This window comes from Rhodopseudomonas sp. AAP120 (genome assembly GCF_001295845.1).
Lineage (GTDB): Bacteria > Pseudomonadota > Alphaproteobacteria > Rhizobiales > Xanthobacteraceae > Rhodopseudomonas.
Genome location: NZ_LJIC01000037.1, coordinates 1 through 19965 on the forward strand (window position 1 = coordinate 1; position 19965 = coordinate 19965).

Genomic DNA, 19965 nt, shown 5'->3' on the forward strand with positions numbered 1-19965 from the left:
CCTACGCCGCCGAGGCGAAGTCATCACAGGCGTGGATGGCCGGGACAAGCCCGGCCATGACGGAAGTAGGTGCGTAAAAGAAGTCTGCGCCGATCAGTGGAGCATCGCTGCTGAACGAATCAAAAATGCTTCAGCTCGATGTCGTACTTCTTCAGCGCGTAGCCGATCTGGCGCGGGGTGAGGCCGAGCAGGCGCGCGGCCTTGGCCTGGACCCACCCCGATCGCTCCATCGCGCTGATCAGGCGATCGCGCTCGGACAGCGGCGCGCCGCCGGTCGCTTCGGATGCGGGCACTGCGACCGCCGCGTCGAGAGGCGCAACCGGCGCTTCGCGCGGCACGATCTCCAGCGGCGCCTTGCGGGGCAGGACCTGCAGCGGAATCTGTGGGCGCGGCCGCTCGGGGGCAGGCTCGGCATGGCCCTTCCACAGGATCGCCGACAGGCATTCGTCCTGGTGGCAGGCGAAGTCGCTGTCGAGAATCTGCGGGCCCATCGCCAGCGTCGCGGTGCGGCGCACGCAGTTCTCCAGTTCGCGGACGTTGCCGGGGAACGAGCAGGCCTTCAGCAGCTCCAGCGCATGCGGCTCGAACGCCAGCTCGCGGTCGTTCTCCTTGTTGAAGTTCTTCAGGAACTCGGTCGCCAGCAGCGGGATGTCGGTCGGCCGGTCGCGCAGCGGCGGCAGGATCATCGGCACCACGTTGATGCGATAGTACAGGTCGGCACGGAATTCCTTGCGCGCCACCGCCTCTTCGAGGTTACGATTGGTCGCCGCGACGATGCGGACATTGACCTTGATGGTCTGGTTGCCGCCGACGCGTTCGAACTCCTGCTCCTGCAGCACGCGCAGCAGCTTGGCCTGGAACGAGGCCGAGATCTCGCCGATCTCGTCGAGAAACAGCGTGCCCTTGTCGGCGAGTTCGAACCGGCCCTTGCGTGATTGAATGGCGCCGGTGAAGGCGCCCTTCTCGTGGCCGAACAATTCGGACTCCAGCACCGACTCCGGCAGCGCCGCGCAATTGATCTTGATGAAGGGCCCGTTGGCGCGCGCCGACAATTCGTGGATCGCCTTGGCGATCAGCTCCTTGCCGGTGCCCGACTCGCCGCGCAGTAGCACCGGGGATTGCGACTTGGCGATGATGCTGACCTTGGCGAGCAGCGTGCGAATCGCCGGGCTCTCGCCGACGATGCCGTCGACGCGAACGCGCTTCTTCTCACGCTGCGGCTTCAGCTCCGACAGTTCCTTCTGCAGCCGGTGGCTCTCCGCCATCAGCCGCTCGCGGTCGCGCGCCACGACGCGGTGCAGCTTCACGGTCTGGCCGATCAGATTGGCCACCATGGTGAGGAAACGGACGTCGGCGTCCATCCGGAAGTTGGAGCGGCCGTCGCGGACCCGGTCGATCGTCAGCGTGCCGACCACGCGCAGATCGATCCGGATCGGCACGCCGATGAACGACACCCGGGTCTCGTCGGTGGCGCCGAGCGCCAGCGCGTCGGCGGGCGAGAACATCGGATGGGCCGAGACATTGTCGGCGACCAGCGGCACCGCGGTGGCGACGATCTGGTCGATCGCTTTCTGCGGCAGGCGCGCCCGGTAGCGATTGTCGCTGCCTTCGTTCCAGCCGACGCCGACGGTGATGTCCGGCACGCCATCGTCCGCCAGCAGCGAGACGACGCCATTACGCATTTGCAAAAACGATTGCAGCAGGTTGACCACATTGGCCAGCGTGACTTCGAGCCGCGCCGGCGCCGTCAGGATCTTGGAAATTTCGAAAATGCCGGTGAGCGCAATCTCACTCAGCGGTACTGGGTTCTGGTTCATCGGCTTCCGCGATTGCTCGCTCTCGACAAGACGTACTTCGCGCTGAGCCATTTCCATCTCCATCGCTCCTGAGCTTTTCCCCCTTTAGTTCTGGAGCGTTGCGGGATTGTGTCTGATCCTCATTCCGATGTCGTGCTCAACTTGGCTGCATCGCTGAGGAAACTGATAGCTGTCACTGCACAGTTCGTCGTCAGAGCGAAAATGTTTGAAAATGCTCTGATTACTTAGTTACCAGCGGAATCGGCCACCCCTCGCATTGATGCAACGCAAAAAGAGCGTGTTAAATGACAGGCAGAGCAGCCTGTGCCGCCGTCTCCACACGAACTAATTGCGAACTATTTGCGAGAGCAAAGACGATACTCGACGGCAACACCCACGGTAACACCGTGGCGACTGCGTGACGCACAGCGCCACCCTGCCCTCTCCCGTCATCGCTCGCGAAGGCGGCGATCCAGTATTCCAGAGCGGCTGCGATCAACACAAACGCACTGGGATACTGGATCCCGCGTGCGCGGGGATGACGGTGAGTGTTGGGGGCGGACCTCGCGGGATGGCACACTGAAATGCGCCCGCACTACACGCGCTGGCCGCCGTTGATGTGGATCTCTTCGCCGGTGACGTAGCTGGCGGCGTCGGAGCACAGGAAGAACATCACCTTGGCCACCTCGTCCGGTGTCCCGATACGCCGCATCGGAATCGTCGGGGCCAGCATCGCTTCGGTTTCGGGCGAGAGGATATCGGTCTTGATCTCGCCCGGCGCGATCGCGTTCACCCGAATGCCGTAGGGCGCGTAGTCGTGCGCCATCTCGCGAGTGAGGCAGGTCAGCGCGGCTTTCGATGTCGCATAGGCGCTGCCGGCGAAGGGGTGGACGCGCGAGCCGACGATCGAGGTGACGTTGACGATCGACCCCTGGCCGGCGCGCAGTTCCTCGAACAGACCCTGCGCCAGCATCACCGGCGCCAAGAGGTTGACGTGGAACACGCTCATCCAGGTGCCGACCGGCGTGTTCAGCGAGGTCAGCCGCTCGCCGGCCTCGCTCTTCGGTGAGATCGCCGCATTGTTGATCAGCGCGTGCAGCGGTCCGCCGCCGAGCTTTTCCTTGAGTTCGTCGATCGCGCGGGGGAGCGCGCGGTGATCCGCCAGTTCGACCGCGACGTGATTCTCGACGCCGGTCGCCCACGGGCAGCGATCGTCGGCGAACGGTTGGCGCGAGCAGGTGATGATGCGCCAGCCGGCGTCGGAGAACAGCTTGCCGGTGGCATGGCCGATGCCGCGCGACGCGCCGGTCAGCACCAGCGTCTTCTGCTTGCCGGAGCGTGCCTCACGCTGGTCGTTGTGAAACGGACAAGCGCCGGACGTCGGCGACACGCCGGCGGGATGCCCGGCCGGGTGATCGTAACTCGCTGGGTCGTGCGGCGCCGGCCCGCCGGGATGCCCTGGCCGCTCGGCCTGTAACGGCTCGCTGTGCAAGGACCACCTCCATCGCTTGTTCGCGATGAGCTTTGCATGAACCGGGCCAGAGCGGCATCGAGGCCGACCTCCGCATTTGCTTCGAAAAACGCGGCCTTGCTGCCAGCCAATGTCATGTGCCCGACAACGCGTCCTTGGCCTGGCGCGACAAATCGTGGCCTTCCCGACAGCATTGTTCGACCAAAGACGGAATTCGCGACAATCCACCGACCGATCGCGCCTGGTCCGGCGCTTGCTTATCAGCCGTCACAGTCACCCTCGCGACAGCCGGGATCCGGATGCACCAGCCGATCAATCACAGCCGACGCCGCTTCGCGGTGGTGCTCGGCACCAACGAGATCGCCTCCGCCGTGGCGGTGCACCTGCATCGCGCCGACTTCGCGGTGGTGATGTCGCACGATCCGTTTCCGCCGGTGATCCGGCGCAAAATGGCGTTCCATGACGCGCTGTATGGCGACCCAGTGTCGGTCGACGGCGTGACGGGTGCGCGGGCCGACGACGGCATGCAGATCTACCAGGCGCTGCGGCACTCGCCGGCGATCCAGGTGACATGGCTGCCGCTGGCTGACCTGCTGCCGGTGCGCTCGATCGATCTGCTGGTGGATGCGCGGATGCAGAAGCATCGTGTCACCCCCGATCTACGTCGGCTGGCGCGGCTGAGCATCGGCCTCGGCCCGGGCTTTGCGACCGAGGCGAATTGCGACGCGGCGATCGAGACACGGCCAGGCCGCAGCGGACTGATCGTGGCGCAGGGCTGGACCGACGCGGCCGATGGCGTCGCCAGCCCGCTCGGAGATGCCGGCGCCGAGCGGTTCCAATACGCGCAGACGTGCGGGCGGTGGCACACGGCGGTCGAGATCGGCAGCCGCGTCTTCAAGGGCTTCGTGCTCGGCCATCTCGGTGGCGAACCGGTCCGCGCGCCGTGCGACGGCATCGTCCGCGGCATCGTGCGCGACGGCAGCGAGGTCCCGGAACGGGTCAAGCTGCTGGAGATCGACCCGCGCGGCCGCCACGCGCAATGGACCGGCATCGACAACCGCGGCCGCACCATCGCCGACGCGGTGTGCCGCGCGGCCGGCAAGCTCGATGAGCTGCAGGACGCGCGGGCTTACGTGCGGGTCTGAGAAGTCTTAGCCCGCGCCGCGAGCACGACCTCCTCCTTCTCCCCGCGCGCGGGGAGAAGGGTGGGATGAGGGGGCGTCTCCGCAAAGCCGAGCGTGAATTTGGTTGGTCATCGCGTCACAAGATTGCAGACGCTCAGGCTCGCGGACGCGCCCCCTCACCCGGATTGCTGCGCAATCCGACCTCTCCCCGCTCGCGGGGAGAGGTGCCACCGCGGCAACGGTTGTAAACTGATCAGGTGCAGCGACCGCTTCGAACGGCGCCCTCCCCTCTCCGTCATTGCGAGGAGCGAAGCGACGAAGCAATCCAGAGGCGCCGTGCACTGGCGCTGGATTGCTTCGCTTCGCTCGCAATGACGGCGGCGTTCGCTCGCGGCTGGCGACGCCGCGTCTCAGCCCGCGCCGAGCGCGACGGCGACGTTGTAGGTGATCAGGCTGGCGACGTAGGCGAGCACGAACATGTAGATGAAGGTGACCGCCATCCAGCTCCAGCTGCCGGTCTCGCGCTTGATCACCGCCAGCGTCGAGGCGCATTGCGGGGCGAACACGAACCACGCCAGCAGCGACAGCGCCGTGGCCAAGCTCCATTTCGACGCCAGCACCTGGCCGATCTGCTCGGCGGCTTCCTTGCCGCCCTCGATCGCATAGACGGTGCCGAGGCTCGCCACCGCGACTTCGCGCGCCGCCATGCCGGGGATCAGCGCAACCGCGATCTGCCAGTTGAAGCCGAGCGGGGCGAGCACCGGCTCGATCGCATGGCCGATGATCGAGGCAAGGCTGTAGTCGATCGCCGGTTCGGTGGCGCCGGCCGGCGGCCGCGGGAACGAGGCCAGGAACCAGATCAGCACCATCATCGAGAAGATCGTGGTGCCGGCGCGCTGCAGGAACATCTTGGCGCGGATGTAGATGCCGATCGCGACGCTCTTCAGCCGCGGCATCTTGTAGTCCGGCAGCTCGAGCATGAACGGCGACGGCTCGTAGTCGCGCCACATGAAGAACTTGATCAGCGCCGAGACCGCCAGCGCGCTGACGATGCCGGCCGCGTAGAGGCCGAACATCACCAGCCCCTGCAGGTTGATCCAGCCGAACACCTGCTGCGACGGAATGAAGGCCGAGATGATCAGCGTGTAGACCGGGATGCGCGCCGAGCAGGTCATCAGCGGCGCGATCAGGATCGTGGTCAGCCGGTCGCGTTTGTTGTCGATCACCCGGGTCGCCATGATGCCGGGAATGGCGCAGGCGAAGCTCGACAGCAGCGGGATGAAGGCGCGGCCATGCAGGCCGGCGCCGCCCATGATGCGGTCCATCAGGAACGCGGCCCGCGCCATGTAGCCGAAATCTTCCAGCAGCAGGATGAACAGGAAGATGATGATGATCTGCGGCAGGAACACGATGACGCTGCCGACACCGGAGATCACGCCGTTCTGCAGGAAGCTCTGCAGCAGCCCCTCCGGCAGCGTGTCGTGCACGAACTGACCGAGCGCCTCGAAGCCGCCGGAGATCAGCTCCATCAGCGGCTGGGCCCAGGTGAACACCGCCTGGAACATCACGAACAAGATCAGCAGCAGCAGCACCAGCCCGGCGACCGGGTGCAGCACCACCGCATCGACCTTCGCGGTCGCCGTGTGCGGCCGGGCCGGCAGGCTGACGCATTCGGCGATGATGCGGTCGGCCTCGCGCTGCAGCGCGCGCAGTTCCGCCGTCGTCAGCGGGCGCCAATTGTCGGACGCCGCCGCTGCGGGCACGTGCGCAGCCATCTCGTCGGTGCGCTTCAGCAGCTCGGCGGTGCCGCCCTTGCGGACCGCGATCGAGGTCACGACCGGGATGCCGAGCTGATCCGACAGCTTGTCGATGTCGACGGTGACGCCGCGCCGCTTGGCGATGTCGTACATGTTGAGCACGAGCATCAGCGGCCGGCCGGTGGCCTTCAGCTCCAGCATCAGCCGGAAGGTCAGCCGCAGGTTGGTCGAATCCGCGACGCACAGGACCAGATCCGGCACCGACTCGCCGGCCTTGCGGCCGAGCACGACGTCACGGGTGATCTCTTCGTCCGGGCTACGGCCGCGCAGCGAATAGGTGCCGGGCAGGTCGAGCAGGCTGACGGTGCGGCCGCCCGGCGTGGTGAACAGGCCGGCCTTACGCTCGACCGTGACGCCGGGATAGTTCGCGACCTTCTGCCGGCTACCGGTCAGCGCGTTGAACAGGGATGTCTTGCCGCTGTTCGGCGTTCCCACCAGCGCAAGATTGAAGGGCTGCGTTTCGACCGAGCTCATCGCGCAATCGTCACATCAATACGACGGCCATCGCTTCGCGACGACGCACCGCGATCGTGATGTTGTCGACTCGAACCGCAATCGGATCACGTCCGATGATACCTTCGTGCAGAACTTCAACCTTGGCGCCTTCGACGAAACCGAGCTCGATCAGGCGGCTTTCCAGCTCGACCGGCTGCAGCGACGACGCGACGCGTTGCGGGTCGATCGCCTGCACGACGCCTCGATAGCCGCGCCGCGCATTGCCGAGCAGGATCGGCTTATGGCCGTTGTGATGCAGGTCGGAGGTCATCGCCCGTTCTTCCAATCGTGGCCGCGGAGGTCAAGAGATTCAGCCCTGCGCCGCTCGGAGTTTAGAACGATTGTAACAGGCGCTATCAATTCGCATGTAACGCGAAATCGCGCGAAAGTGGTTTGATCTAGCACAATTCGCGTTGCGGCTTTGCGGAGTTTGCCGAGGCCGCCGAACTGATGAGCTCGAAGCGGGGGCTTACGCGGCCAGCGCGATCGGGCCGGATCCCTGCGGCCGCTCACCAAATCATAAACCATGGGGCGTGATCGCGCGGCGGCCGCGCGCGCCGTTAAGGTTTCGGCCAACGCGGCGTGGAAGGGTGGCGCCGGGGAAGTTCGCCGAGCGCCGACGTCATGTTCCGGCCAGGCGGCGACAGGTGACGGGGGCGACAATGACGGCTCGATCAGCGACCAAGACCAACCACCGCAAGCATCAGTCCGCGACCGCCGATGCGGCGGGACTGGCGACAGTGATCGCGCTGAACCTCACCAACATGGCGACGGTGATGGCTTCGTCCGCGACGGTGCTGCTCTGCCTGCTGATCGCCAAGCGATTCTGAGCCGCCGCGCGGATCCAGCCGCCGTCCCCGCGGACGCTCGATCGGCCGCGCTCAGGACGGCCTGCGAAACGTCTCGTCGCGCTCGATCGGTTCGGAGCGCATGAACAGCCGCTCCAGCCATCCCTTGCCGCGCTCCTCGTCGTGACGCGGCTGGCTTTCGGCGATCAGATGGTCGGCGATCCGGATCGCGGACGCTCCGGGCGGGCTCGAGCCGAGCGCCTCGGTGTGCCTCCGCCCGACCGCCTGCACCGTGATCAGGCGGTTGTCGGTGAGAAAAAACGAGCAGTCGTACGCGAAGCCGTTGCGCTGGACCTGAAACAGATAGGTCTTGGAGTGACGGTGAACCATATCGATTCCCTCGCCTCACCTACTCGGCTGCTTGACGAGAGCCGAGTAGCTCTCGCCCACACCAGCAACCTAAAGTATGCACGGGCCGCACCAACTGTGAAGCTGGGCCGATTGCCAGTGTCAGCCGTTCGCTAACGCGATCGGCCGCAACTAATTCGATTTCTCCGCAATCGCGGCGATCGCTGCCAGCCGCAGGCGGTGTTGCGCCGCAGCCGCCGGTCCGTCGACGCAGATCGGCCCGCGCCTGACGACACGGGCCGACGAGACCTTCGTCTTCGGGGCGACGGCTCAGGCCGCCGCGAGCTTCAGCTTGTTACGCCAGTTCGGGTACAGCTTGTCGGCGTCCTGCGGGAAGCTCTCGAAGGCGCGGGCGAATTCGCGGTGATCCTTGGCGAACTCGACCGGATCGGCGCCGAGCTTCCAGCACTGCTCGGCCTGGCGCAGCGACTTGGCGCCGGCCGCACCGCCATCGAGATGGCCGAACGCGCCGCCGCCCGCCGTCATGATCAAATTGGAATGGCCGAGATTGTCGAAGAAGCCCGGCATCCGCAGCGCATTCATGCCGCCCGAGATGATCGGCGTGGTCGGATTGAGGCCGAGCCACTCCTGGTGGAAGTACGGACCGTCGGCCGAGTCCTGCGTGATCATGAAGGCCGAGGCGCGGTCGGAGGCTTCGCCTTCCATCTTGCCGAAGCCCATGGTGCCGACATGGATGCCGGAGGCGCCCTGCAGCCGGGCCATCTTCGACAGCACGAACGCGGTGTAGCCGCGCTTGCTCTGCGGCGAGGTGACGGCGCCGTGGCCGGCGCGGTGATAATGCAGATACTGCTTCGGGAAGCGGCGACGCGCGGTGGTCACCGCCGCGGGCCCGGCGACGTAGCCGTCGACCAGGAAGGCGACGTGGTCGGCGTTGTCGGCGAACGTCTCCAGGATATACTCGCCGCGCGCCACCATCTCGTAGTGATCGTCGGCGGTGATGTTGAACGAGAACAGCTTGGCCTCGCCGGTCTTGTCCTGGGCGCGGCGCATCGCGTCGGCGACGGCGCGCACCGTGTCCTTGAACGGCGCGAACACCTGGTTGCCCTGGGGTTCGTCGTTCTTGATGAAGTCGCCGCCGAGCCAGAAATCATAGCAGGCATTGGCGAAGGGCTGCGGCCGCAGGCCGAGCTTCGGCTTGATGATGGTGCCGACGATGAAGCCGCCATCGACCACCGGCCGGCCGAGCACGCGCCACAGATCCTTGATCGTGGTCGAGGGGCCGTCGAACAGCTTCAAGTAAGCCGGCGGCACGTAGAAGTCGTACATCTTGGCGTATTCGACGTCGCCCATGCCCTGGTTGTTGCCGATCGTCAGCGTCAAGAACGACGCGATCATGGCGCGGCCGTCGATCACGTTGCGGTCGAACAGTTCGATCGGATAGGCGATCTTCATCAACTGCTTGGCTTCGTCGATCTCGTACACCAGCGCGTCGACGCCGCGGGTGAAGTCGTCGGTGGTCGAGACTTCGACGTTGGTGCCGGTCGACGATTCAGCCGCGAAGTGCGCGGCGGTCTGGAGGAAATTGCCGAAGCCGTCCTTCGGCTTGATGATGTAGGCGCACAGCACGTGCCGTCCGCCCGCGATCAGATCGCTTTCCTTGAGGGCGAGGTTGGCGTAGCGATTGGACTGGTCCATGACGAACTCCTGAGTGCCGGCCATTGCCGGCGTGATGCATCCCGAAAATTCGCCGCGCAGACGCGCGGCCGCGCGGAGACCCTTCTCCCCGCGCGTGAACTCTCCCCGTGATTTCTTGAGCCCGCGGTTAGTCCGCGGGTGCTGAACGCGCCGCGGTTACTCGGCGGCGCGCGCGACCTGGCCGATCTGCGGATCGAGCGAGCCCGACTTGTAGCGCTTGGCCATTTCGGACATCGGCACGACCTTGATCTTGCTGGCGTGGCCGGCGGTGCCGAACTGCTCGAAGCGCAGCCGGCAAACGTCGCGCATCGCATCCATCGCGGGCTTGAGGAATTTGCGCGGATCGAACTCCGCCTTGTTCTGGGTCGCGACCTTGCGGAACACGCCGGTCATCGCCAGGCGGCAGTCGGTGTCGATGTTGACCTTGCGGACGCCGTGCTTGATGCCGCGCACGATCTCCTCGACCGGCACACCAAACGTCTGCGGCATCGCGCCGCCGAACTCGTTGAAGATGTCCTGCAGATCCTGCGGCACCGACGACGAACCGTGCATCACCAGATGGGTGTTCGGCAGCCGGCGGTGGATCTCCTCGACCACCTTCATGGCCAGCACGTCGCCGTCCGGCTTGCGGCTGAATTTGTAGGCGCCGTGCGAGGTACCCATCGCGATCGCCAGCGCATCGACCTTGGTGGCGCGAACGAAGTCGACCGCCTGGTCCGGATCGGTCAGCAATTGCTCGCGGCTGACCTTGCCCTCGACGCCGTGGCCGTCTTCCTGCTCGCCGCCGCCGTGCTCCAGCGAGCCGAGCACGCCGAGCTCACCTTCCACCGAGGCGCCGACCCAATGCGCCATGTCGGTGACGCGGCGGGTGATGTCGACATTGTACTGATAGTCCGCCGCGGTCTTGGCGTCGGCCTTGAGCGAGCCGTCCATCATCACCGACGTGAAGCCGTAGCGGATCGCGGTGGCGCAGGTGGCTTCGTCGTTGCCGTGGTCCTGATGCATGCACAGCGGGATGTCCGGATACATCTCGGCCAGCGCGTCGATCATCTTCGCCAGCATGATGTCGTTGGCGTAGGAGCGCGCACCGCGCGAGGCCTGGATGATCACCGGAGCGTCGACCGCAGCCGCCGCCTCCATGATCGCCAGGCCCTGCTCCATGTTGTTGATGTTGAACGCGGGCACGCCGTAGCTGTGCTCGGCGGCGTGATCCAATAGCTGCCTCAGGGTGATACGCGCCATGATGTCTCCTACTGACTAACCGTGTGACGACGCTGCGGTCGTGAAGGACGAAATGGGTTTCAATGCTTGCCGCGGGCGATCGCGCCCTTGGCGGCGTCCACCACCGCATCGGTGGTGATGCCGAACTTCTGGTACAGCACCGGCGCGGGCGCCGAGGCACCGAAGCCGGTCATGCCGACGAAGGCACCGCTGTCGCCGATCCAGCGCCGCCAATCGGTGTCGCGCGCCGCCTCGATGCCGACCCGCGGCGCACTGCCGAGCACGCCGGCCCGATACGCGTCGTCCTGTTCGGCGAACAGTTCGAAGCACGGCGCCGACACCACCGCGGCCTTGATCCCCTCGGCCTCGAGCTTGCAGGCTGCTTCCAGCGCGAGCGAGAGTTCCGAGCCGGTGGCGATCAGTGTGACATCGCGGGCGCCGGGATCGATGACCAAATAAGCGCCACGCGAAACCGGATTGTCGGTGACGCCGTTCGGCCGAGGCAGCATTGGCAGCGCCTGGCGCGACAGCGCCAGCACCGAGGGCCGATGCGCCTGCTTCAGCGCCACGTCCCAGGCCTGCGCGGTTTCGATCGCGTCGGCCGGACGGAACACCAGCACGTTCGGGATCGCGCGCAGCGAAGCGACGTGCTCGACCGGCTGGTGCGTCGGGCCGTCTTCGCCGAGGCCGATCGAATCGTGGGTCATCACATGGATGACGCGCGCGCCCATCAGCGCCGCGAGGCGGATCGCCGGCCGGCTGTAGTCGGCGAACACCAGGAAGGTACCACCGAACGGGATGAAGCCGCCATGCAGCGCGATGCCGTTCATCGCCGCCGCCATGCCGAATTCGCGGATGCCGTAGTGCAGATAGTTGCCGCCGAAGGCGCCCGGCTTCACCGAAGCGGAGCCCTTGGCCTGCGTCAGGTTGGAATGCGTCAGGTCAGCCGAGCCGCCGAGCAGGTTTGGCGACGCCGGCACCAGCGCATTGATGGTGAGCTGCGACGCCTGACGGGTGGCGATCGACGGCTGCTCGGACGCGAAGCCGGCGATCAGCGCCTTCAACGCCGGCTCGTAGTCGGCCGACAGCTTGCCGGCAAGGTTGTTCTCGAAGCCGGCGCGGGTCGCGGCATCGAGATCGCCGAGCCGCTGCGTCCAGGCCTGATGCGCCGCCTTGCCGCGGCTACCGGCTTCGCGCCAGCGCGCCAGGATGGCGTCCGGCACTTCGAACGCCGGATAGGGCCAACCGAGCGCCGCGCGGGTCTTCTCTATTTCCTCGGCGCCGAGCGGCGCGCCGTGCGCCTTCTCGGTGCCCTCGACCTTGGGCGAGCCGAAGCCGATCTTGGTGCGGCAGGCGATCAGCGACGGCCGGTCGCTCGCCTTGGCGGCCTCGATCGCCGCCGCTACCGCGTCGGGATCATGACCGTCGACGCGGGTCGTCGCCCAGCCCGACGCCGCGAAGCGCGCGAGCTGATCGTCCGAGCAGGACAGCGAGGTGTTGCCGTCGATCGAGATGTGGTTGTCGTCCCACAGCACGATCAGCTTGTTCAGCTTGAGGTGGCCGGCCAGCGAAATCGCCTCGTGGCTGACGCCTTCCATCAGGCAGCCGTCGCCGGCGATCACATAAGTATAGTGATCGACCAGCGCGTCACCGTAGCGCGCATTCATCATGCGCTCGGCGAGCGCCATGCCGACCGAAGTGGCGAGGCCCTGGCCGAGCGGGCCGGTGGTGGTCTCGACGCCTTGGGTGTGTCCGTATTCCGGATGGCCGGGGGTCTTCGATCCCCACTGCCGGAACGCCTTGATCTCGTCGATCGTCACTTCCGGATAGCCGGTCAGATGCAGCAGCGCATACAGCAGCATCGAGCCGTGGCCGGCCGACAGCACGAAGCGGTCGCGGTCCGGCCACGCCGGATCGGCCGGATCGAACTTCAGGAAGCGAGTGAACAGAACCGTGGCGACGTCGGCCATGCCCATCGGCATGCCGGGGTGGCCGGACTTCGCCTTCTCCACCGCGTCGATGGCGAGGAAGCGGATCGCGTTCGCCATGTCGCGATGGCTGACCTGATCGTGGAGTTCGCGTGCGGGGATATTCAAACCGGCCTCCCGGAAATGGGGTGAATAAGCATGGTTATTTGACGCCGCGCTTGCGGTCGATCAGCTGCATGATCAGCGGCGTCAGGATCAGCTGCATCGCCAGATCGAGCTTGGCGCCGTGGATCACGATGGAATTGGCGCGCGACATGAAGCTGCCCTGGATCATCGACAGTAGATAAGCGAAGTCGATGCCGCGCGGGTTCTTGAAGCGGATCACCACCATCGATTCGTCGGCGGTCGGGATCCAGCGCGCGATGAACGGGTTCGAGGTATCGACCGTCGGCACGCGCTGGAAGTTGATGTCGGTCTCGGCGAATTGCGGCACGATGTAGTGCACGTAGTCCGGCATGCGGCGCAGGATGGTGTCGGTCACCGCCTCGGTCGAGTAGCCGCGCGCCGCGCGGTCGCGGTGCAGCTTCTGGATCCATTCGAGGTTGATCACCGGCACGACGCCGATCTTGAGGTCGGCATGCTGCGCGACGTTGACCTTGTCGGTGATCACCGCGCCGTGCAGGCCTTCGTAGAACAACAGGTCGGACTGCGGATCGAGATCGCGCCAGCCGGTGAAATTTCCGGGCGGCACGCCGTGCAGCGCGGCTTCCTCGTCGTCGTGCACGTAATGCCGGGTGCGGCCGGTGCCCTTCTCGGCGTAGTCGCGGAAAGTCTGCTCCAGCTCCTCGAACAGATTGGTCTCGGGGCTGAAATGGCTGAAGTGGCGATTCCCGCGCTCCGCTTCCTCGGCCATCCTGTTGCGCATGTCGATGCGATTGTAGCGATGGAACGCGTCGCCTTCGATGAAGGCGGCGTTGACGTTCTCGCGGCGGAAGATCTGCTCGAACGTCTTCTTCACCGACGTCGTGCCGGCGCCGGAGGAGCCGGTGATGGAAATGATCGGATGCTTGCGGGACATGGAGTTGTACTTCCAGACGTGATGATTAGACGCGGAACAGGCCGCGGCGGCCGAACAGCGGCGCGGTGCGCGCGGCGGCGCTCGGATCGGTGTGCAGCAGCTCGATGCGGTTGACCTTGTCGAGCGAGCCCATGATCAACGGCGAGCGCTGATGGATGGCGCGGGCGGTGAGATCGAGCACCCGCTCGCGGCCGGTCGAGGCGCCGCCGCCGGCCTGCTCCATCACGAAGGCCATCGGATGGGTTTCGTACAGCAGCCGCAGCCGGCCCTCGCCGTAGCCTGGGCGCTGATCGGCCGGATACAGGAATACGCCGCCGCGGGTCAGGATGCGATATGCCTCGGCCACCAGCGAGCCGATCCAGCGCATGTTGAAGTCCTTGGCGCGCGGGCCGTCGGCGCCGGCGATGCACTCGTCGACGAAGTCGCGCACCGGCTGCTCCCAGTGGCGGTGGTTCGAGGCGTTGATGGCGTATTCGGCGGTGTCGGCGGGCACCTTCACCTGCTCGCGGATCAGCCGATACTCTTTCGCCTTGCGATCCAGCGTGAAGATGTCGACGCCGTCGCCGAGCGTCAGTACCAGCGAGGTCTGCGGCCCGTACACCACGAAGCCGGCGGCGAGCTGACAGCTGCCCGGCGCGCTGAACGGCGCCACACCGGCCTCGTTCGGGATGATCGAGAAGATGGTGCCGACCGTCATGTTGGTGTCGATGTTCGACGAGCCGTCGAGCGGATCGTAAGCGATCGAGATCGGCGCCTGCGGATCGCCCATCACCAGCGTGTCGGACTCTTCGGAGGCGAGCGCCGCATAGGACACATCCTTCAGCGCTGCGATGACGGCCTGGTCGGCCTTGACGTCGAGGTCCTTCTGCACGTCGCCGTCGGCATTGCTGCCGCCATGCGCCGCCCCGGTGATGCCGGCCAGCGCGCCCTGGCCGATCAGTTCGGAGATACCGACCGAAGCGCCGGCGATCGCACCGACCGCCGCCGCGACGGCTCGCTTCCGCGGATCCGTCCCATAGGACTCCAACAGACGTGATAGCGTCTGACCCTGATCCATGACTGTCCCCCACAACGAAGCCTGACTTGCCATCCCTCCGGCTTCGGTGCCGGGAGCTTGTGAGCCGAAGGGCGGCATAAGCAAAGCTTGAATTTCCTTGGTACCACCTCAGGAATTTTTATATTCCAGTGAACGCAACCGCACATGGGTACCGCAGACACGGCGGGGCATGGCCGATCCTGCACATTTAGTCGAACGCCGCCGTGATTTAGATCAGAACTCCGGGCCGGAAATCGCGCAGAGGGCGAGATCGATGCGCGCCGCAACCACGCCTTATACTTTCGCATCATCGATGGGGCCGCATCGGCGGCTCAGGCGCCTCTCAAATACCGGCACTTGACGCTTCCGAGCCTTCTCTGAAACATACGAAAGTTCAAACGAAACAGAGCCGTGAGGATCAAGGCGGGAATGCCCCCCTCACGGAGCCCAGGGGGAGACGACATGACTGAGGCAGTGATGGCCGGCGCGGAGCCGTTCGCGTTCGACGGCGGCAAGACCGGCGTGCTGGTGTTGCACGGATTTACCGGCAGCCCGCAGAGCATGCGTTATCTTGGCGAGCGCCTCGGCGAGCGCGGCTACTCGGTCCTCGGCCCGCGCCTGCCCGGCCACGGCATCTCGCCGGCCGCGATGGCCAAGACCACCGCCAGCGATTGGGTCGCCTGCGCCGAAGACGCGCTGCTCGAACTCTCCGCCAAGTGCGACAAGGTGTTCGTCACCGGCCTGTCGATGGGCGGCACGCTGTCGCTGTATCTGGCCGCTGCGCATCCCGACAAGGTCGCCGGCGTGATTCCGATCAACGCCGCCGTGCAGGTCGATTCGCCCGATATGGCCGGCGTGGCGTTCGCCCGCAACATGCCGGAGTTCGTGCCCGGCATCGGCTCGGACATGATGGATACCTCGGTCAAGGAGCTCGCCTACGACCAGGTGCCGGTGACCTGCTTCAAGCAAGTGATCGGGCTGGCCGCGGCGGCGCGGGCGATGCTGCCGAAGATCAAATGCCCGACCTTCGTGATCAACTCGCGGGTCGATCACGTGCTGATGCCGCACAACGCCACGATCATCGCCAGCCATGTCGGCTCGGACCGCGTCGAGCTGCTGTGGCTCAACAACTCGTATCACGTCGCCACGATCGACACCGACAAGGACCTGATCGCCAGCGAACTGCACAGCTTCGTGCAGCGCAACCTCTGACGCGCTCAGAGCCGCGCTTGCAGCACCTGCCTGATCTCGTCGTCGGTCAGCACGATCGGATTGGTCTTCATGCTGGAGCCGCGGCTCGCCGCGACGATGCGGCCGACGTCGCTTGCGGCGACGCCGAGCGACGTCAGCATCGGCAGCGCCAAACGCTGGGTCCAATCTTCCAGCGTGGCGACGAGATGGTCGCAATCCTGCTCGGCGCTGACGCCGTCACGGCCGGACAACAGCCGGCCGATCTCGGCATACTTGGCGAGCGCGCGGGACTGAGGCTCGCGGGTGCGTAGCGCCGCGATATTGATGCGCGTCGCCGCGGCGAGCAGCGTGCCGCACACCACGCCGTGGCCGATCGGGAAGTACGCGCCGAGCGGCGAGGCCAGCCCGTGCACCGAGCCCAATCCGGTCTGTGCCAGGCAGATGCCGGATTGCAGCGACGCATAGGCCATCCGCGCCATCGCCTGCTCGGCGGCGGCGCCACCCTCGTACCAAGCCAGCAAGCCATCGCGCGCCGCGCGCAGGCCGGACAGCGCCAGCGCATCGGTGAATTCGTTGGCGCCGGTCGAGACGTAGGATTCGAGCAGCTGCGTCAGCGCGTCCATGCCGTTGGCGGCGATCAGCGCCGGCGGGCAGCCGGCCAATAGCTCCGAATCGACCAGCGCGATTTCGGCGACCAGCGCCTCGTCGCGAAACGACTTCTTGAAGCCGTCCGGCCCGTGGCGCGACAGCACTGCGTTCTTGGTTGCCTCGGAGCCGGTGCCCGCGGTGGTCGGCACCGCGATGAACGGCGTTGCGGGGCCGCTATACGACACCTCAGGGCCGACGCCTTCGAGATGATCCATCACCGAATTGCCGGGCTTCAGCAGGCCAGCGATCGCCTTGGCGGCATCGAGCGCGCTGCCGCCGCCGAGGCCGATCACGACGTCGATGACGGCGCCCTTGAACTGGCGCACGGCGTCGTCAACGAGCTCCGGCGACGGCTCACCGCTGACAACAACGCGCTCGCAGCTCAGCCCGCGCTCGGCAAGCTTCACCAGTAGCGGCGCGGCGTAGGGCGCGGCATCGAAGGAATGTGCGCCGGTGACCAGCAGCACGCGGCGGCCGTAGCGCGCGGCGAGGTCGGGCAGCTTGGCGGTCGCGCCGGCGCCGAACTGGATGCGGGGCAGACGGGCGATCGAGAAGGGAGAGATCATCAGACGCTCGGATCAGGTCCGCGCATCAGCCGCGCGGCTCGGTCGACACCGGCGCGAGGGCTCGCGCCGCGCTGCTCGAGTGCGGCGCGGACGAAGACTAGCAGGTTCGGCGTGGCCGCCGCTACGGCGCGAGATATTGCAGCAGCCGTGGATCGTTGCGGACCTCGTCGGCGGTGCCGGTGAGCGCGACGCGGCCGCGGTCCAGCACATAAGCGCGGTCGGCGACGCGCAGCGCCAGATCGAGATGCTGCTCGACGATGATCACCGCAATGTCCTTGGCCAGCGCCACCAGCCGGTCGGTGATCTCCTCGATGACGCCGATCCACACGCCCTCGGTCGGCTCGTCGAGCAGCAGCACGCGCGGCTCCGACAGCAGCGCGCGGCCGATCGCCAGCATCTTGCGTTCGCCGCCCGACAGAGTGCCGGCGGCCTGATCGAGCCGCTGGCCGAGCTTGGGGAACATCTCCAGCACGCGATCGACCGCGCGGCTGTCTTTATTGGTCAGCGCCCCGACCGCGAGATTGTCGCGGATCGACAGCCGCGCGAACACCGGATGGTCCTGCGGCACATAGCCGAAGCCGGCGCGGATGCGCTGCTCGGTCGGCAGCTTGGTGACGTCGCGGGCATCGAGCGAGACCTGGCCGCGCTTGACCGGCAATTCGCCCATGATCGCCTTCATCAGCGTGGTCTTGCCGGCGCCGTTGCGGCCCAGAATGGCGACGCCGCCGCGCCACGGCGCCGACATCGTCACGCCGAACAGCACCTGGCTGCGACCGTAGCCGGCATCGAGATCGCGGATATCGAGATAATGATCTTCAAGCACGGCGCAGATACACCTCTTGAACCTTCGGGCTCGCCTGGATCTGCTCGATGGAGCCGGTGTCGAGCACCGCCCCCTGATCGAGCACGGTGAGCCGGTCGCAGATATCGCGGATGAAATCGAGATCGTGCTCGACGATGACCAGCGAGCAGCGCGACTTGATCGGCGCCAGCAGCTCGCCGGTGACGCGGCGCTCCTCGAGGCTCATGCCGCCGGTCGGCTCGTCGAGCAGCAACAGCTTCGGCTCGGGCGCCAGCGCCATCGCGATCTCCAGCCATTGCTGCTGACCGTGCGACAGCGCCGCCGCGGGCTCGCCGGCGCGATCGACCAGCCGGAACTGCTCCAGCATCGCCATCACCTTGTCGTGCAGCAGGCCGCGGGTGCGCGAGAACATCAGCTTGCCGAGCGCGGTCTGGCCCTGCAACGCCAGCAGCACGTTGTCGTACAGCGTCAGCGCCGGCAGCACGCTGGTGATCTGGAATTTCAGGCTCATCCCGGCGCGGGCACGCTCGGCCGGCGACGCCGCGGTGATGTCGTTGCCGTCGAAGGTGACGCGGCCCTCGGTCGGAACTTCGGCGCCGGCGATGCACTTCATCATCGTGCTCTTACCGGAGCCGTTCGGCCCGATCAGCCCGTGAAACTCATTGGGCTGCACGATCAGCTCGGCGCCGTTGAGCGCGGTGAGCTTGCCGAAGATCTTGATCAGGCCGCGGGCCTCAAGCAGCGCCATGGCCGCGCTCCTTCTTGCCGGCCGCCGGCGGGCGACCGAAATTGCCGATGCGCTCGCGCTCGCTGAGGATCAGGCTGATCAGTCCGGCCGGCCGGAACAGGATCACCGCCAGCATCAGGCAGCCCAGGATGATCGGCCAGATGTCCTGGTAGTTGTTCGACAGCCAGAACGACACCAGCTCGATCACCACGGTGCCGATCACCGCGCCGATCAGCGTGCCGGAGCCGCCGAACAGCACATACAGCACCACCTGGGTCGACATCACCACGCCCAGCATGTTGGGCCAGACGAAGCCCTCGTGGAATGCGTAGAGGCTGCCGGCGAGGCCGGCGATGGCGCCGCCGAGCGAGAAGATGATCGCCTTGATGTGCTGAACCTTGTAGCCGAAGAACGCGATGCGCTGCTCGTTCTCGCGCAGGCCCGCCAGCGCCAGGCCGAACTGCGACCGCACCAGGAACCGGCAGCCGAGATAGACCACGAACAGGATCGCTAGCACGAAATAGTAGAAGACCGGCCCCTCGGTCAGATCATAGCTGCCGATATGCATCGGCGGGATCGACGGGATGCCGTTCTGGCCGCCGAGATAGTACCAGCCGCGGGCCAGACGGTCGAAGGCGTAGGAACCGGTGAGCGTACCGAGCGACACGAAGATGACGCTGGACGGGTTGCGGCCGAGCAGCAGGAAGCCGCCGATCAGCAGCGCGATCGCAAAGCCGATCAGCACGCCCGCCGGGATCACCAGCAGCATCGAGGTGATGTCGAGATCGCGCGCCAGCAGAGCGACGCCGTAGCCGGCGGAACCGAAGAACACCGCCTGGCCGAAACTCATGATGCCGGAATAGCCCCACACCAGATCGAACGACAGCGCGAACAGGCACAGGATCAGCACCCGCGTGCCGAACACCGTCAAATAATCCTGCAGCACCAGCGGCAGCAGCAGCCCGATCGCGAGCAGCGTCAGCTCGATGATCGGCAGCACCTTGCGGCGGCGAGCGCGCGGCACGGCGACCGGCGCGAGAGTCGAAGTAGCTTCCGTCATCGATCCGCCAGGGTGAGGAACAATCGGGGCGTATGATCATAAGCAAGACGCGTGCCCCCTGCTCCCTCGCCCCGCTTGCGGGGAGAGGGCCGGTGTGAGGGGGCGTCTCCGCGAGTCGCAGAAGCTCGGCCGCGCCGAGGCGCCCCCTCACCC

Annotated in this window: 17 protein-coding genes; 3 read left to right on the forward strand and 14 right to left on the reverse strand. The window is 66.3% G+C overall.

Features of this window, described 5'->3' with window-relative positions:
* Positions 1–119 precede the first annotated feature (119 nt).
* Both nifA and IP86_RS06790 read right to left on the reverse strand, forming a co-directional pair.
* Positions 120–1868, reverse strand: a complete 1749-nt coding sequence (gene nifA, locus IP86_RS06785; RefSeq protein WP_054161773.1) for a nif-specific transcriptional activator NifA — start codon at positions 1866–1868, stop codon at positions 120–122.
* Positions 1869–2391: 523 nt separating this feature from the next.
* Entirely contained in the window at positions 2392–3186 is a 795-nt protein-coding gene (locus tag IP86_RS06790) for an SDR family NAD(P)-dependent oxidoreductase (protein ID WP_054161759.1), read from the reverse strand.
* Between the two features lie 380 nt (positions 3187–3566).
* Here IP86_RS06790 and IP86_RS06795 point away from each other — a divergent pair, with 380 nt between their 5' ends.
* Positions 3567–4412 (forward strand): xanthine dehydrogenase, encoded by an 846-nt coding sequence (locus tag IP86_RS06795; RefSeq protein ID WP_054161760.1) that lies wholly within the window; start codon positions 3567–3569, stop codon positions 4410–4412.
* A gap of 389 nt (positions 4413–4801) precedes the next feature.
* On the opposite strand, the gene feoB is transcribed toward IP86_RS06795, so the two are convergent.
* The gene (gene feoB, locus IP86_RS06800; protein WP_054161761.1) at positions 4802–6682 is read right to left on the reverse strand and encodes a ferrous iron transporter B; all 1881 of its coding nucleotides are present in this window, start codon (positions 6680–6682) and stop codon (positions 4802–4804) included.
* Positions 6683–6692: 10 nt separating this feature from the next.
* A complete protein-coding gene (locus IP86_RS06805) occupies positions 6693–6974 on the reverse strand; it encodes a FeoA family protein (RefSeq protein WP_054161762.1) in 282 nt (93 codons plus the stop codon).
* A 391-nt stretch (positions 6975–7365) separates the two neighbouring features.
* On the opposite strand from IP86_RS06805, the gene IP86_RS28990 reads away from it, so the two are divergent.
* Positions 7366–7533, forward strand: a complete 168-nt coding sequence (locus tag IP86_RS28990) for a hypothetical protein (RefSeq protein WP_197279666.1) — start codon at positions 7366–7368, stop codon at positions 7531–7533.
* Positions 7534–7584: 51 nt separating this feature from the next.
* On the opposite strand, the gene IP86_RS06810 is transcribed toward IP86_RS28990, so the two are convergent.
* The 6 genes from IP86_RS06810 to IP86_RS06835 all read right to left on the reverse strand — a co-directional run bounded on the left by IP86_RS06810 (position 7585) and on the right by IP86_RS06835 (position 14839).
* Positions 7585–7881, reverse strand: a complete 297-nt coding sequence (locus IP86_RS06810) for a hypothetical protein (protein ID WP_054161763.1) — start codon at positions 7879–7881, stop codon at positions 7585–7587.
* A 288-nt stretch (positions 7882–8169) separates the two neighbouring features.
* Positions 8170–9555, reverse strand: coding sequence for a ribulose-bisphosphate carboxylase (locus IP86_RS06815; protein ID WP_054161774.1), 1386 nt, complete (start codon positions 9553–9555; stop codon positions 8170–8172).
* Between the two features lie 156 nt (positions 9556–9711).
* Positions 9712–10797 carry a class II fructose-bisphosphate aldolase gene (gene fba / locus IP86_RS06820; RefSeq protein WP_054161764.1) on the reverse strand — a complete coding sequence of 362 codons (1086 nt, stop codon included), beginning with the start codon at positions 10795–10797 and terminating at the stop codon, positions 9712–9714.
* Positions 10798–10856: 59 nt separating this feature from the next.
* The gene (tkt, locus tag IP86_RS06825) at positions 10857–12872 is read right to left on the reverse strand and encodes a transketolase (protein ID WP_054161765.1); all 2016 of its coding nucleotides are present in this window, start codon (positions 12870–12872) and stop codon (positions 10857–10859) included.
* A gap of 34 nt (positions 12873–12906) precedes the next feature.
* Positions 12907–13782: a phosphoribulokinase gene (locus IP86_RS06830; RefSeq protein ID WP_054161766.1), complete on the reverse strand. Its 876-nt coding sequence runs from the start codon at positions 13780–13782 to the stop codon at positions 12907–12909.
* Positions 13783–13807: 25 nt separating this feature from the next.
* Positions 13808–14839, reverse strand: coding sequence for a class 1 fructose-bisphosphatase (locus IP86_RS06835; RefSeq protein WP_054161767.1), 1032 nt, complete (start codon positions 14837–14839; stop codon positions 13808–13810).
* A gap of 441 nt (positions 14840–15280) precedes the next feature.
* On the opposite strand from IP86_RS06835, the gene IP86_RS06840 reads away from it, so the two are divergent.
* Complete coding sequence (locus tag IP86_RS06840) at positions 15281–16030, forward strand: alpha/beta hydrolase (protein WP_054161768.1); 750 nt, start codon at positions 15281–15283, stop codon at positions 16028–16030.
* 5 nt (positions 16031–16035) lie between these two features.
* On the opposite strand, the gene IP86_RS06845 is transcribed toward IP86_RS06840, so the two are convergent.
* The 4 genes from IP86_RS06845 to IP86_RS06860 all read right to left on the reverse strand — a co-directional run bounded on the left by IP86_RS06845 (position 16036) and on the right by IP86_RS06860 (position 19812).
* A complete protein-coding gene (locus IP86_RS06845) occupies positions 16036–17223 on the reverse strand; it encodes an iron-containing alcohol dehydrogenase (RefSeq protein WP_054161769.1) in 1188 nt (395 codons plus the stop codon).
* A gap of 121 nt (positions 17224–17344) precedes the next feature.
* Positions 17345–18046 carry an ABC transporter ATP-binding protein gene (locus IP86_RS06850; RefSeq protein ID WP_054161770.1) on the reverse strand — a complete coding sequence of 234 codons (702 nt, stop codon included), beginning with the start codon at positions 18044–18046 and terminating at the stop codon, positions 17345–17347.
* Positions 18039–18773: an ABC transporter ATP-binding protein gene (locus IP86_RS06855; RefSeq protein WP_054161771.1), complete on the reverse strand. Its 735-nt coding sequence runs from the start codon at positions 18771–18773 to the stop codon at positions 18039–18041. The genes IP86_RS06850 and IP86_RS06855 overlap by 8 nt, the downstream gene beginning before the upstream one ends.
* Complete coding sequence (locus tag IP86_RS06860; protein WP_054161772.1) at positions 18760–19812, reverse strand: branched-chain amino acid ABC transporter permease; 1053 nt, start codon at positions 19810–19812, stop codon at positions 18760–18762. Before IP86_RS06860 ends, IP86_RS06855 begins: the two co-directional genes overlap by 14 nt.
* Between the last annotated feature and the right edge of the window lie 153 nt (positions 19813–19965).

Excerpts from the sequence above, each read along its gene's own strand:
- IP86_RS06840 (WP_054161768.1), top strand. The coding sequence starts at position 15,281 with ATGACTGAGGCAGTGATGGCCGGCGCGGAGCCGTTCGCGTTCGACGGC.
- fba (WP_054161764.1), bottom strand. The coding sequence starts at position 10,797 with ATGGCGCGTATCACCCTGAGGCAGCTATTGGATCACGCCGCCGAGCAC.
- IP86_RS06860 (WP_054161772.1), bottom strand. The coding sequence starts at position 19,812 with ATGACGGAAGCTACTTCGACTCTCGCGCCGGTCGCCGTGCCGCGCGCT.
- IP86_RS06795 (WP_054161760.1), top strand. The coding sequence starts at position 3,567 with ATGCACCAGCCGATCAATCACAGCCGACGCCGCTTCGCGGTGGTGCTC.
- IP86_RS06810 (WP_054161763.1), bottom strand. The coding sequence starts at position 7,881 with ATGGTTCACCGTCACTCCAAGACCTATCTGTTTCAGGTCCAGCGCAAC.
- IP86_RS06815 (WP_054161774.1), bottom strand. The coding sequence starts at position 9,555 with ATGGACCAGTCCAATCGCTACGCCAACCTCGCCCTCAAGGAAAGCGAT.
- IP86_RS06830 (WP_054161766.1), bottom strand. The coding sequence starts at position 13,782 with ATGTCCCGCAAGCATCCGATCATTTCCATCACCGGCTCCTCCGGCGCC.
- IP86_RS06845 (WP_054161769.1), bottom strand. The coding sequence starts at position 17,223 with ATGATCTCTCCCTTCTCGATCGCCCGTCTGCCCCGCATCCAGTTCGGC.
- IP86_RS28990 (WP_197279666.1), top strand. The coding sequence starts at position 7,366 with ATGACGGCTCGATCAGCGACCAAGACCAACCACCGCAAGCATCAGTCC.
- feoB (WP_054161761.1), bottom strand. The coding sequence starts at position 6,682 with ATGAGCTCGGTCGAAACGCAGCCCTTCAATCTTGCGCTGGTGGGAACG.
- IP86_RS06835 (WP_054161767.1), bottom strand. The coding sequence starts at position 14,839 with ATGGATCAGGGTCAGACGCTATCACGTCTGTTGGAGTCCTATGGGACG.
- IP86_RS06805 (WP_054161762.1), bottom strand. The coding sequence starts at position 6,974 with ATGACCTCCGACCTGCATCACAACGGCCATAAGCCGATCCTGCTCGGC.
- nifA (WP_054161773.1), bottom strand. The coding sequence starts at position 1,868 with ATGGCTCAGCGCGAAGTACGTCTTGTCGAGAGCGAGCAATCGCGGAAG.
- IP86_RS06855 (WP_054161771.1), bottom strand. The coding sequence starts at position 18,773 with ATGGCGCTGCTTGAGGCCCGCGGCCTGATCAAGATCTTCGGCAAGCTC.